Annotated in this window: 14 protein-coding genes; 13 read left to right on the top strand and 1 reads right to left on the bottom strand. The window is 39.7% G+C overall.

The annotated features are described in order from the left end of the window. Positions 1 to 876 precede the first annotated feature (876 nt). The 8 genes from ADA01nite_RS16210 to ADA01nite_RS16175 all read left to right on the top strand — a co-directional run bounded on the left by ADA01nite_RS16210 (position 877) and on the right by ADA01nite_RS16175 (position 6,152). Positions 877 to 1,323, top strand: a complete 447-nt coding sequence (locus tag ADA01nite_RS16210; RefSeq protein WP_146811320.1) for a copper amine oxidase N-terminal domain-containing protein — start codon at positions 877 to 879, stop codon at positions 1,321 to 1,323. Continuing rightward, positions 1,324 to 1,695, top strand: coding sequence for a hypothetical protein (locus tag ADA01nite_RS16205; protein ID WP_146811319.1), 372 nt, complete (start codon positions 1,324 to 1,326; stop codon positions 1,693 to 1,695). It begins immediately after the preceding gene. A 145-nt stretch (positions 1,696 to 1,840) separates the two neighbouring features. Then, the gene (locus ADA01nite_RS16200; protein WP_146811318.1) at positions 1,841 to 3,133 is read left to right on the top strand and encodes a hypothetical protein; all 1,293 of its coding nucleotides are present in this window, start codon (positions 1,841 to 1,843) and stop codon (positions 3,131 to 3,133) included. Between the two features lie 27 nt (positions 3,134 to 3,160). Next, positions 3,161 to 3,697 carry a hypothetical protein gene (locus tag ADA01nite_RS16195; RefSeq protein WP_146811317.1) on the top strand — a complete coding sequence of 179 codons (537 nt, stop codon included), beginning with the start codon at positions 3,161 to 3,163 and terminating at the stop codon, positions 3,695 to 3,697. A 736-nt stretch (positions 3,698 to 4,433) separates the two neighbouring features. Then, a complete protein-coding gene (locus tag ADA01nite_RS16190) occupies positions 4,434 to 4,628 on the top strand; it encodes a DnaA N-terminal domain-containing protein (RefSeq protein ID WP_170230330.1) in 195 nt (64 codons plus the stop codon). A 12-nt stretch (positions 4,629 to 4,640) separates the two neighbouring features. Next, entirely contained in the window at positions 4,641 to 4,967 is a 327-nt protein-coding gene (locus tag ADA01nite_RS16185) for a hypothetical protein (protein ID WP_146811315.1), read from the top strand. Further along, positions 4,957 to 5,571: a Uma2 family endonuclease gene (locus ADA01nite_RS16180; protein ID WP_170230329.1), complete on the top strand. Its 615-nt coding sequence runs from the start codon at positions 4,957 to 4,959 to the stop codon at positions 5,569 to 5,571. The genes ADA01nite_RS16185 and ADA01nite_RS16180 overlap by 11 nt, the downstream gene beginning before the upstream one ends. 227 nt (positions 5,572 to 5,798) lie before the next feature. After that, positions 5,799 to 6,152, top strand: coding sequence for a GIY-YIG nuclease family protein (locus ADA01nite_RS16175; protein ID WP_246147379.1), 354 nt, complete (start codon positions 5,799 to 5,801; stop codon positions 6,150 to 6,152). Positions 6,153 to 6,420: 268 nt separating this feature from the next. On the opposite strand, the gene ADA01nite_RS16170 is transcribed toward ADA01nite_RS16175, so the two are convergent. Next, positions 6,421 to 7,092, bottom strand: a complete 672-nt coding sequence (locus ADA01nite_RS16170) for a helix-turn-helix domain-containing protein (RefSeq protein WP_146811313.1) — start codon at positions 7,090 to 7,092, stop codon at positions 6,421 to 6,423. A gap of 537 nt (positions 7,093 to 7,629) precedes the next feature. Between ADA01nite_RS16170 and ADA01nite_RS22875 the strand changes: the two genes are divergently transcribed. From ADA01nite_RS22875 to ADA01nite_RS16150, 5 genes are all read left to right on the top strand, one after another. After that, positions 7,630 to 7,764 carry a hypothetical protein gene (locus ADA01nite_RS22875; protein WP_281286027.1) on the top strand — a complete coding sequence of 45 codons (135 nt, stop codon included), beginning with the start codon at positions 7,630 to 7,632 and terminating at the stop codon, positions 7,762 to 7,764. Between the two features lie 48 nt (positions 7,765 to 7,812). Further along, positions 7,813 to 8,523 carry a hypothetical protein gene (locus ADA01nite_RS16165; protein WP_146811312.1) on the top strand — a complete coding sequence of 237 codons (711 nt, stop codon included), beginning with the start codon at positions 7,813 to 7,815 and terminating at the stop codon, positions 8,521 to 8,523. 13 nt (positions 8,524 to 8,536) lie between these two features. Beyond that, complete coding sequence (locus ADA01nite_RS16160) at positions 8,537 to 10,063, top strand: recombinase family protein (protein ID WP_146811311.1); 1,527 nt, start codon at positions 8,537 to 8,539, stop codon at positions 10,061 to 10,063. 222 nt (positions 10,064 to 10,285) lie between these two features. Beyond that, positions 10,286 to 12,364, top strand: coding sequence for a thioredoxin domain-containing protein (locus tag ADA01nite_RS16155; protein ID WP_146811310.1), 2,079 nt, complete (start codon positions 10,286 to 10,288; stop codon positions 12,362 to 12,364). 137 nt (positions 12,365 to 12,501) lie between these two features. Further along, positions 12,502 to 12,933 (top strand): hypothetical protein, encoded by a 432-nt coding sequence (locus tag ADA01nite_RS16150; RefSeq protein ID WP_170230328.1) that lies wholly within the window; start codon positions 12,502 to 12,504, stop codon positions 12,931 to 12,933. The last annotated feature ends 408 nt before the right edge of the window (positions 12,934 to 13,341 follow it).

The raw sequence follows: 13,341 nt of genomic DNA, 5'->3' as shown, positions 1-13,341 counted from the left end.
AGAAGCCGTAATATGTCCAACGGGTTAGGTTAAGCAGTCTTTATTATAAAGTATCTAACGTAGCTTTCTTTCTTTGCTGTACAATATCAACCCTCTCTGGTTGGTATATATACGTGTACGCGAGAAGTGTTGGACATATCGTTTGTGAGCCTGACAGCTATGTCCAATAGTTGTACAAAATACCCTTGTTGCTCTCAAAAACATAAATCCTTTGTGTAAGCGTTTGCTTTTACGTTTTTTTGGTCGTCCTGCTATCTTATCCCTCAGAGGGGGAGGAATAGGTCGGAAATACATTAATAGATAAGGAAAAAACGGGCTTATAATTTAAGATAGGGTCATAAGAGAGATGAGATTTGTATTTTGTATTAAAAAACGTAGGGTCGTAGGATTGCTTTGGTTGCGGTTTTGTATTCGAGAGATAGAAGACTTTTCCGCTGGTTTGTGATCGGTTTGTTGTTCCTCTGGCATGATGTTTAGGGCATAGCTATTATACTGTATACCATTCCTCTCTAGTTGGTTATTATATACGCGCGTACGTGCGCGAGAGCGTTGGACATGTTGGGTATACTAAGAACGGATATTAGAAAAGCAGGAAATGAATAAATATGCAAAAAAGAAGAGGCAAAAGCTTTGATGTAAAGACAACTGGGGCTATGGTGAAAGAATAGCTAAGCCTAACAATGCAACAGTAGAGGTAGAAAACCGTATAGTTGGACTATTACTTTTCGGGAGTATTCGACAAGTGAAGAGAGAAAGTAAAAACTATTTTTGCAATATCATCCTAATGAAAGTAAAAGCAAATTTCCCTTTCTGTATTTCCTTATTATTATATGGTAATATTATGAAATTAAAATATTAGGAAGGAAGGGATGAATTATGAGGAAAGCTTTTAGTTTTATTACTCTCACTGCTTTTATTTTATCTTTCCCCTTTGTTGTTATTGCGAGTTCAGTGCAGGTCCTAGTAAATGGAAGTGCGGTGGCGTTTCCGGACGACAAACCGTACATTGACGGTGATTCCGGTCGCACAATGGTTCCGGTTCGCTTCGTCTCTGAAAAACTAGGGGCGAAAGTTGACTGGAACAATACAGAACGGAAAGTTGTTATCAACAAAGATGGAAAAACGATCATTCTGCCAATTGGTAGCAACACAGCTACTGTCAATAGCAAAACGGTAACGTTTGATGCTCCGGCTACATTGAAAGGCGTTCGTACCTTCGTGCCGCTTCGTTTTATCTCCGAAGCATATGGAGCAAAGGTAGAATGGGATGCGAAAAAGGCTGTTGTTCGGATTACGACGGGTAGCACCGATGTGATTAAGTAATTGAACAATGTAACAGTAACGAAGGTTCCACAAAATCTTGAACAAAATATTACGGTAAAAGCCGATCCAAAAGTACGTTCAGCGGTGGATAATTGGGCGAGTAGCATTGTAGTAAATGGGAATAAAGTGACCTCCAAATTTCCGGCACTTCCTAGCGGTTATTCTATGGCAATAGGATTAGCTGGTGAAGAAGACCTATCGTTTGCTGAAACAAAAATGAATGTTAAATCGGGTCAAACGCACACTTTCACATTCCCTAACGAAAGTAAGAAGCCATTTTTGATATTTACTGTTTACGGTAAAGGGTCCGTTGTAGTAGATGGTATGATTGTACGGCTTCCGAGTCTTCAAAGCTTCTATACAGCAAAGTAAAAATGTTGAACTACCGCCGTTTCGATTATGAAACGGCCTTTTTATTTTTCATTTCATTATGTTTATTCTATAAACAAAATGAAATGAAGGGTAAAAAACCTTCTTTATTACTTAATTATGTAGTAATGAAAAGTAAGGAGAGGAGTTGTCGGTCACATCCAATGAGTTCAAAAAGAAGAAAAGGAAAGTTGATTGTTTCCGGAGTTGCTGTTTTTTTAGCATCGTTGTTATTCAAACGACACAATTTTCCGGTGATTTAAGAAAATCGAATTTAGGAGTGGGTGATTCAAGGCCGGCTAGAGCGCTTTGGCATGCTGTACGCTTTTACGATGTAATCAATCAAAAATACGTGGTTCCTCCTTCTCAGTCGGCTTATATGTATGATGGGTCGCATGTGAATACCAATCAGTTTGACTTGATTGAATCACAGCCCGGGGATAATTTCTCAGGTATTCGTGGATACCATGCGATTCACATTGATAAAGTCCAAGTTATAGCGGATTTTACTTTGGGGAATAAACAATATCTACAAGACATAGCTAATGCATCAACGATGGATGGAGATCCGAATACAAACGGAAGAGCTGGAAGGTATACAGTAAACGTCTATCAATCTTGGGTTGATTTTGGTAATATAGTTTATTTTTCAGGTGGCGGGGAACCCTCATCTTCAATGACTGGAAATGGAACAAGCTCTCCTCTTTTTAAAACTACCTATAAAGTCACTCCGTGGCCACAGGTTCAAAAATTTCAGGTGCTTGGAAAACCATTAAATCCTCAGCCTATTCCTGTAGGTGATACAGACAAACTAGACTTAAAAGGAATTTCGTATGCTATTACTAACGGTGGTTCAATTATTAGGTTAGATGTTACAGCTCCTGATGGATCGACATACAAAAAATATGAAAAAAATAAGCCAGCGGCAGAATTATTTATCGGGAATATAACTCGGCCAAACGCCCCGCAATATCAGTATCCTGTACAAGGCACGATTGACGTCAAAACAATAATCAAACCGAGTTTACCGGGTGTGTATAAAGTAAGGCTTTATATTAACGATCCGTTCTCTAGAGAAGCTGTTAGCCAAGAATTACAAATTGATTATAAGGGAGTAGGCGGCAATAACTTGAAGGCACTACAACTGGTGCCAAGCACGAAGCCACCAAGTGGAAATATCAAATACTTTAATCTGCAGGTCATCAACGAAAGCGATACCCCTATTGTATCAACGATCGGGTTTGCTTCGAGTCCGGGTAATCCAATGAATATTGTTAATCGCCCGACGTCATTCACAAACTACCAGTGGATAACAGGTGGAAATATTCCGGGAAATCAGAATCAGTATAGTTTTCCTCCGAAAACGCCGGTATGGGTGAATGATATTCCTTTTCAGGTACCAAATGACCCGATGACAGGACAGCCGGATACGCAGTGGTGAGCAATTGCTGGGATTAACCCGTATCAAATGTTCCCGAATCCAGAATCTGTTTTTCCAACCTCCGCGACATGGCCGGTGGATAACTTCAAATTTTTGGAGGTCAATGCGCAGGCAAAACCAAACTTTACTGCGGTAAGTATTGAGCCGGGGATTCGAGTGGACTGCTCAGGAGGCGACTCCATATTCACAGTATCCATGGATGCCCTTGGAACGGATGTAAACCCACGTAATGTAAAGGTGTATTTATATCTAAAAGACACGGCCACCAATGTGGCAACGCAGGTGGCGAGCCAAACCATTCAGCTTACACCGGGCGAAACAAAAGCAGTTACGATGAACTGGACAAAACCTTCATCGATCGGCAAAGGGCTGTATACACTGGAAGCACGGATTAATATTCCGCAGGATGCATCCCTTGGAGAAGTGAACATCACAGACAATATCAAATCAGCAACGATCAGCCTGTTATGTCAAACCGTCATTCCAGCTTGCACCGCGAATGAGCTTAGCTCCAACTGGCAGGTAATGCGGGATGTCAACGATAAATACATTGAAGACCAGTGACTTGGCAAATACAAAGAGTATATCAATGTAGGCATTGTTGGCACAACCGGCACCTTTGTTGATGATGTATCTCCGGGACGACTAACCGACACAACCGTAGGACTCAAACCTACAAACAGTCGCCAGATCAAAGCAGGTCAGGGCTTTACCTTCCAAGTGGTTGCAAGGTACTTTAATGATTATCCGGGAGATGATCAATCACCAAGTCTGCCGAATGATGGAGTGATCCTTGGTGCGTGGGCAAAATTCCCGACTTCAAATGGTGAGCAAATGGTTCAGCTCAAACCGATTTCAGATAACACATGGTTGCCGGATGATAAGAAAAAACCTCAAGCGGGGGACACAAACTATGCAAGGTTTGAACTTCCTCTTATGTAGCTATGCTCAATTAATCCTTTCTTCTCTTTCTCCTCTTTCTCTCTTGTATTTCAGAGACCTGAATCAAAATCCATACACGATCTGCCATGGTTAGCTCCAGCCAGTCCTTAATTTTTACCTTCATACAATTTTCTCCTTCTTGTTTTTCTTATTTATACGCCCCTTTTTTATCAAAACAGAACGGAATTTTTCTTTATTGAAAAGTAAACTTTTGAGCTTTATAAATTTTCTATGCTTGAGAAAGCCTTATTTCATCTGACTTACGTGAAACAAGAAAAGTACACAAACATAAAGCTAGTAGATATGGTCAAGAATAGCCGATATGATGAAGATAGCTATCAGGAATGGGAGATGTACAATGGACAAGCAAAGGCTTTGGGAACAAGTGTTGGATGAAATGGAATCCAGGATAAGCAAACCGAGTTTTGAAACATGGGTTGCCAAAACAAGAATAGAAACGATTGATGAAGAAAAAGGATATATCGTAGTAGAAGCGCCTAATGAATTCACAGCCGATTGGCTGGATTCGCGTTATCGAGATGAACTGGAGTAAGTTGTTCAGCAAGTGACTGGAACAACATATTCGCTGGCTTTTCAGCCTTTGCATTCACAGGAAGATACGTATGAAGAAAGAGCCACCAAGGTTTTAAGAGCAAAAGAAGAACCTAATATCCTGCAGGAAATGAGTTTTGAACTCTTAAAAATGAAGGCAGAAATTCGAATGTTGAAAAACCAGAATGAATATCTGATGGAACAAAATGCAAAGCTTGAAAAGATGATGCAAGATTCTTACGTTTCGAAAGGAGAGTTGCATCGGATATTGAAGGAGCATGGAATTAATCAGAAAAATGAAGAAGGTTCTTTCAGTTGGAGTAATAACGATGAAAGATAACAAAAAAGGAACAGGTAAAAAGCTTTGTTATGCTGACTATTTGGAAATGTCACAGCCTGAAGAGTGGTGGGAAATCATAGATGGCATCCCCTATTCACCGAACCCGACCCCACCGGTGATTCATCAGAAAGTTCTAGGGGGCCTTATGGTACAAATAGGGGAGTATCTTCGGGGAAGAAAAGAAGAAATGTTGTTTACGATTGATGTCCGAATGCCGGAAAAAGGACAAACAGATATGGAAACGACAAATGTGGTACAACCGGATATTGCGGTTGTTTGTGACCCAAGAAAAATTGACGAAAAGGGGTGTATGGGAAGTCCGGATTGGATTATCGAGATTGTTTCGTTGGCTACGATAAAGCGGGACAAAATGGAGAAGTTTCAATTATACGAGCGAATGGGTGTGCTGGAGTACTGGATTGTGTATCCGCGTGAACAGTTTCTCGAAGTATACAGACTGGGGGAGAAATATAAGTATTCTCTTTTCGGTATTTTTACAGTGGAGGATTGTGTAAGTACAAGTATTTTTGATGACATAGCAATAAAACTTAATAAAGTATTTCAGCCAGAGAACAGAGGAACAGCTACTTCGAAGAGACAATAGGATGGATGTCTTCAAGTGGGAGACGATGAACGAATCGACTACAGACAGAAAAAATGCGTGAAGGTTGTGCGACGTACTGTACGTTCGCAAAAAGTGGTCACCGTTTTGAAGGGCTAGAGCGTATTACAGAGGGCATCAGGAGGATTTACCAAAATTTAATGTTGAAATAGGAAAGAATAAAAATAAATGTAAAAATTGATGAAAAATATACACCTTACTGTGTTAAAGTGTTTTTGCCGGAGGACAAGGAAATCACCGTAGGAAAGTTGGGGACATTCCTGTTTCCAAAAGTCCTGTATGTATATGTAGGAAGCGCAAAACGAAACATCAAAAACAGAGTAGAAAGGCACATCAGGCTTGAGAAAAAATACCTATGTCATTTTAACTATATTCGTCCTCATATGAAGATCATAGATGCCCAGATGTATCCAGGTAAGGAAGGTGAGTGTGGTTTGTTTGTCCGGTTGCGAGAAGAAGCAAAAGGAGAAATTACTGTGCGAGGTTTTGGTTCTTCTGACTGCCGTTGTCCAGCACACCTTTTCTTTAGCAGGGATAGTCAGCAACAAGGAATGAATTATTAAATTGCAAACCAACTGCAAACGAACTACTTAGAAAATGATAATCTAGATTGAAATCATAGGAGCGGAAAACACAGTAAAATCAAGGGGACTTATAACGTAATAGCAAGGAATAGAATGTAAGAAAGTAGGCTGGATCAATTCAGCTATCAGATTGCCAGCATTTTGATGTTTCCTAGGTTATAAAGGACATCAAAAAAACAAAGTAAGCAATATAAAAAAGCAGGAGAAAAGAATGCCTACAGAGCATTGTGCTCTCCTGCTTTTTTATTTAATCGTTCATAATCTCCCAAATTGAAACCATTTTGTTTATTTTTTTCTTATCGTTTGACATGTCTTCAATTAGTTTTTTTCCTCTTTCGTCACTTTGAAGCTCTAAAATAAAGTCAATGAGTTCGGGAGTAATATCTATTCCGTAGTTAGGGAGCATTGTTTTAGTGTCTTGTGAAATTGAATGTCTACCGAGCAAATAATCAATGGAAGTAGAAAAAAAGTCTGCGATTTTGACTAGCAGTTCTAAAGAAGGCATACGTACGCCATACTCAAGTTGTTGAACTTGAAATAGTGAAATATTGAACTCCTTAGCAAATGCTTCTTGAGAAATTTTTTTATCTCTTCTTAGCTTTGCCATTCTTTCTCCGAAACATTTTCTTATTTCATCTTCTCTACTGATTTCTCCTGCCTTGTTCTCCTTATTTTCTACCTCCATTTTTACTTGTATCGCTTCTTTTCCTAATAGGAAGTCGACCGAAACCTTAAAGTAATCCGAGAGCTTCTCCAAAATAATCAAATCTGGTTTCCTTCTCCCGACTTCGTAAGAAGCATAGGCAGGGCGGGATATTTTTAAATAATCAGCGATCTCTTGTTGTTTCTTTCCGGAATCTTTGCGTAGTTTGAGTAAACGTGCCGCAAATTCATTTATTTTGCTTTCTTCGGAAATCATATGGACCTCCTCAGTCAAATTTTGCGTGACACAAAAATAAAATAAATAAAAAATAATTTAAAAAATAACTTGAAATAAGTATAGATTCGTTATATCTTAGAGTCAAGGGAAGTAAATGACACAAAAAAAGAATGTTTTATCCGTTTTTTTATTAATGATTGTTTATTGTAACAAAAACATCGATAGAAAGAAAGTCAGCAAGAGACAGATCTTTGTAAGAGGATAGAAAGTTATTAACTTTAAACTATAAGAAAGAATTAAAGATTAAACTTTCTTAAAATAATGTTCTTTATGTGTTTAGTAGGACAGTAAGATAGTGATATAACGTTAATTAACACTGCACATGGTTCCTCGTTGAGTGGAGTGCGAAGAATGAGATTTACTCACATTACTCCCTGTTGAGTGAAGTGAAAAGTTTAATAAATTACATATAGATTTTAAAAGACGCATTGCCTCTAAAAAGGATAATGGCGTCTTTTTTATATTCAAAATTACCATCCGAAAACAGAAAAAGTTAAATAAGACAGGAGATAGCTTATGAAAAGTAAAATGACAATTACAGTAAAAGTTGTTGGAAAGCCATCAGAAAAAGCCATGAAAGATTTTATGAATGTGCTCACAAGCAAAATCGAAGATAGGTACAAGGAAGAATCAATAAATAAAGCTAGCTAGAGCAGGCGTTTAGGCGCCTGTTCTTTTGTATTCTAAAGGAGGAAACCTATGTCGAAAAAGTGGTCAACAGAGCAAGAGGAGTTTTTGAAAAATAATTATCAGGAAAAATCTCTTGTTGAACTTGGGAGATGCCTTAATAAAACACCCATGGCTGTATCAAAAAAATTACAGAAGCTGGGATTGACAAAAAAGGAAAAGTGGACAGAGGAAGAGTTGGAAATCCTAAGTACTAATTACCAAACCTTGAGTTTTGAAGAATTAAGCCTACTTTTACCGAAGAAAAGCAAAAGCGCAATAGCAAACAAAGCAAGCAAATTAAACCAAAGGAAATTTACGAAGTGGACTGATGAAGAAAAAGAACTTTTGTGGTTTCTTTATCCTGTTAAGACAATGTCTGAGTTATTAGATGAACTTCCCAACAAAAACGAAGAATCCATTCGTTCTATGGCAAAGCATCTCGGCTTATCGAAGGAAAAACAGACCATAGATAATATCAGGAAAAACAGTTGGAAAAAAAGGGAGAGTACATGGTCGCAAGAAGATTTAGAGATTCTTCAAAAGTCGTATAGCTTAGGAGGCGCTAAGGAAGTCAGTAAACATTTAAAAGCAAAGAGAACAATAGCGGCTATTGTAGCAAAAGCTAATCAACTGGGGCTTTACTATAAAAATCGCAATCAGAAGGAGTATGTTTTACAGCATAAAGAAGTTATTAATGAGAATGGTCGCGTTATACGAAAGTATATTTTTGAAATAAATTAAAGGAGCGATAACAGTGAAATTCTCGGACATGATCAAGAATGTTGCAATTTATTTAAGAAAATCTAGGGGAGAAGAAGCAACAGTATTGGAGAAACATCGTCGAGAATTAGTCGAATTCTGCAAGAAACACGAATGGGCATATGTGGAATATGCAGAAGTGGGGACAAGTGATTCGATTGATGAACGTCCACAAATGTTAAGATTACTAAGGGATGTAAAAAATGAAGATTATGATGCTGTGATCGTAATGGATTATGATCGTACTGGGCGTGGGAGCGCAGGAGATAGAGAGAGAATTCAGGAAGTGTTTGCGATGTCACAAACACTTCTTATAACATGTGATGATAATCGTGTGATTGATTTTACGAATGATATTGATCTAGCTATGGCAGAATTCCAAGGATTATTTGCAAGGCAAGAATATCGCACGATTAAAAAGCGACTTTCTAGAGGGAAAAGACTGGGAGCAAAATTGGGTTTTTGGACAAACGGTATTCCCCCTTTTCCATACCAATATAACCCTGAAACAAAAAAATTAAAGGTAAGGGAAGAAAATTTATCTATATACCGTTTTATGATTGAAAGTTATCTAAAAGGAATGCCATTCCATAAAATTTCTTGGGAACTTAATCGCATGAAAGTACCCTCACCTAAGGGACTGTTTTGGCAGGATAACACTGTTCGAAGAATTATCTATGATGAAACACATCTTGGCCGAATTATTTATGGAAAGACAGAAGGAAGTTATTCCAAGAAGAAAAAAGGAAAAAAATTCCGAAACAAACCTTATGAAGAATGGATAATTGTAGAGAATTGCCATCCGGCAGTAAAAACAATAGAAGAACATGAAAAAATCATGTCACTTGCTAAAAGAAAAAAGAAGATACCTAAAACCGGTACATCCAGCGTACATCCACTATCAGGATTAATTAAATGCGCTGTGTGCGAGCACCGAATGTCTTTTGTTCGTGATAATAATGGTGATTTGAGAATCCGTTCTTGCCGACATACTGACCCATACGGCAATATATGCAGAAATCAAGGGGGAGATCCTGATGTAATTATGCAGGTTATTTCAAAAGAACTTAAAGAATATGAGCAAAAGCTATTATGTAACATTAATAGCAACAACGACAGAGAAATCGCATATTTAGAGGAAAAGATTTTGCAGGTGCAAAAAGCTGTGAAAAAAATACAAGGAAAGATTTCGAGGATTTATGAATCTTATGAAGACGGAATTTATACTAAGGAAGTATTTTTGAGACAAAGGGAAAAAGCTGAAAAAGACTTAGGAGCTTTGCATTCTGAAATTTCAAATCTGAAAATGCAACAAAAGAATATAGAAAGTATGGATCCACAGGAAAGGCTTGAACGGGTCAGAAGAGTATTAAACCATCTTGATGAGGAGTTATCAACACAACAATATAATCAGTTGTTAAACACAGTGATTGACAATGTGTTGTGGAAAAGAGAAGGGAATCAAATTGAAGTTGAAATTAACTTTTTGCAGGATACAAATGAGGCAACATTCCATTCATAGCTAAATATGATACAAGTACAAAAACATTTGTCCTTTAGTTGAAACAGTTTGCAGAGCGTCGGTTATTTAATAACTAGCGCTTTTTTTATGTATATAATAATCCGGTGATGAATTTTTTAATCAGTAGTTTTAATTTTGGCACTAACACACCCGTTAGTGTCTTTTTTTATTTCCTTTGGGTAATATTAACATAGAAATAATAGTTGACTAGAGGGGGACATAATGAGCACAAACCATGGAAATGGAAAAGCGAACCGCTTAGCGAATGAAAAATCACCTTACTTACTACAACATGCCTATAATCCTGTAGATTGGTATCCTTGGAGTGAAGAGGCTTTCGAGAAAGCCCGCACAGAAGGCAAACCGATATTTTTATCCATTGGTTATAGTACATGCCATTGGTGTCATGTCATGGAGAGGGAAAGCTTCGAAGACCAAGAAGTGGCCGATCTGCTCAACCAACATTATGTTTCCATCAAAGTCGATCGTGAAGAACGCCCGGATGTCGATCATATTTACATGGAAGTTTGCCAGGCCATGACCGGACACGGTGGCTGGCCGCTCACCGTCGTCATGACGCCGGACAAAAAACCGTTCTTCACCGGCACATATTTTCCAAAAGAAAGCAAATACGGTCGGCCGGGCCTCATGGACATTCTTACGCAGCTTCACAGCAAATGGACGGAAGATCAGGACCGTGTTGTCCGCACCGGTCAGCAAATCGTCGATGCCATCCAGGAACACCACAGCAAAACAAAAGGCAAAGGGGAGTTGACGAAAGAAACGCTTACCCAAGCCTACGAGCAGTATGAGAGCACATTCGATCCGCAGTACGGCGGATTTGGACAGGCGCCTAAGTTTCCGTCACCGCATAACCTTTCTTTCCTTTTGCGTCACTGGAAACTAACCAAGCAGACGCATGCGCTGGAAATGGTCGAAAAGACGCTGGATACCATGCATCGTGGTGGTATATATGATCACGTGGGAGGAGGTTTTTCCAGATATTCTACTGACGAAAAATGGCTAGTCCCGCACTTTGAGAAGATGTTATATGATAACGCGCTGCTTGCGCTCGTTTATCTAGACACCTACCAGGCTACTGGAAAAGAAAAGTATGCGGATGTGGCCCGCCAAATTTTCACGTATGTACTTCGTGACATGACCGATCCGGAAGGCGGATTCTATTCAGCGGAAGACGCTGACTCAGAAGGAGAAGAAGGCAAGTTTTACGTCTGGCGGCCGGAAGAAGTTCATGCCATCCTCGGGGAAGAAGACGGGGCACGCTTCAACCGGGTGTACGATATTACGGACTATGGAAACTTCGAGCATAGTACGAGCATTCCGAACTTAGTCGAGAAATCGCTCGAACAATCGGCACAGGAAGAGGGCATGGAATTAGACGAACTAAAGCAGTTCATTGAGAAATGCCGTGTGCAGTTGTTTGAAGCGAGAGAAAAGAGAGTGCACCCACATAAAGATGATAAAATTCTAACCGCCTGGAATGGGCTGATGATCGCGGCGCTGGCCAGAGGGGCAGTTGTACTCGGTGACGAAGAATACGCGAAAGCTGCCGCGAATGCGGTCCACTTTATCGGAAATAAGCTGCAGCGTGAAGATGGTCGTCTGCTTGCGCGATACAGGGATGGCGAAGCAGCGTTCCCTGGGTATCTGGATGACTATGCATTTTTAATTTGGGGACTGCTTGAATTATATGAAGCAACGTTTGAGGCGGATTATCTCATGTATGCGTTGGAACTTCAGGAGCAGCAGTTTGCACTGTTCTGGGATAAAGAGAGTGGCGGGTTTTATTTCTACGGCAGTGATGCGGAGCAGTTGCTGACGCGCCCGAAAGAGCTGTATGACGGGGCAATGCCATCAGGAAATTCAGTGGCGGCAATGAACCTGGCCCGATTGTCTCGCCTAACAGGAAATGATGACATTGTACGCCTCACCAGTGAGCAAATCTCAGCATTCGCAGGGGATGTGGCGTTGCATCCGATGGCATACTCCCATTTTATGATGGCGGTGCAATTCTTATTTGGACCGACACAAGAAGTCGTGATTGCAGCACCAAACAAACAAGCGGCTCAGGAGATGGTGCAGGAAGTTCGAAGGCACTACATGCCGAATGCCGTTGTGTCCGTCGTGACAAATGAGGCAAGAGAAAAATTATTGCTTCTAGCCCCAATGTTGACGGATAAAACGACGAAGGATGGAAAAGCAACGGCCTATGTCTGTGAGAACTTTGCCTGTCAGGCGCCGGTGACAAGCCTTGAGGAATTGAAACAACAGCTGACATAAAAGGTTTCGAAAGCTCTCTCCTTTTTCTTCTTTTGTACGTTTACAAACTAGGTACGTGCACTGTCTCTATTATGCTTTTTTTAACATACAATGAGTATGGGACGCAGCAGTACAGAAGAAAAAGGAGGTGTTTCGTCATGAAGAAAGACAGTTCAAACCGGAGGAAAGAACTGCATGCCATCAACCAGCGGCTATCAGGAATTAAAAATACGCTCCGTAAAATAGAAGGTAACATAATCGAGACAAAGGATAACAGGGAAAAACTTGAAAATACGTTGTATAACATTGAAGCTCATATTAAGGAGACAAAGGATAATAAGGAAAAACTTGAAAATATCCTGGTAGAGCTAGCAGAGGTTAAACAGCATCTAGCCAAAAGAAACAATAGACAGCCTAGAAGGCGGCGCGATAAGGGCGAAGCGGAAGTTCAAACTGCTCCGAAGAAGAACCAGGCAACAGACGCAGAAAAAAGCAGCCTAGAGGCTTTACTTGGAAATATGGACTTCGCCCAGATCGTAAAACTTTTGCAAAACCCGATGGTGCAATCTATGTTAAAAAACATCTTATAAAAACAAAGAATTTCCCGCAAAGAATTTGATGCCCCGCATTCGCTCCTATAAGCTTTTAGAGGTATGAGGAAACATTTTTATACCCTTGGGCTACGATTTTCAAAAAGATACTTTCTCAACAACCGACCTTAGTCTAATACACAATTAGACTAAGGTTTTCTAATTTTGTTCGAATTATTTCGTATCATAAATACATCCGTCTTCCCTTACTTATGTTGCTGATGGATAGGCCTCGATTTTAATCGTAGAGGCTATACAATCAGCATGCGCATCTCCTGCGAGATCTGCTTTTACATCTGCATCTCGTATCTTCTCCTCTGACCCTAGCGCACATACAGTTTGAAGAAGCGCCAAATTGGTTGGATGCTTTACTTATAAAATAACCATACGTACTCTCTAAAAAATTAC

The organism is Aneurinibacillus danicus (assembly GCF_007991215.1).
In the GTDB taxonomy this organism is placed as follows: Bacteria; Bacillota; Bacilli; order Aneurinibacillales; family Aneurinibacillaceae; genus Aneurinibacillus; species Aneurinibacillus danicus.
The sequence above is the reverse complement of the archived record's forward strand: the minus strand, read 5'-3'. Positions and strand labels throughout refer to the sequence as shown.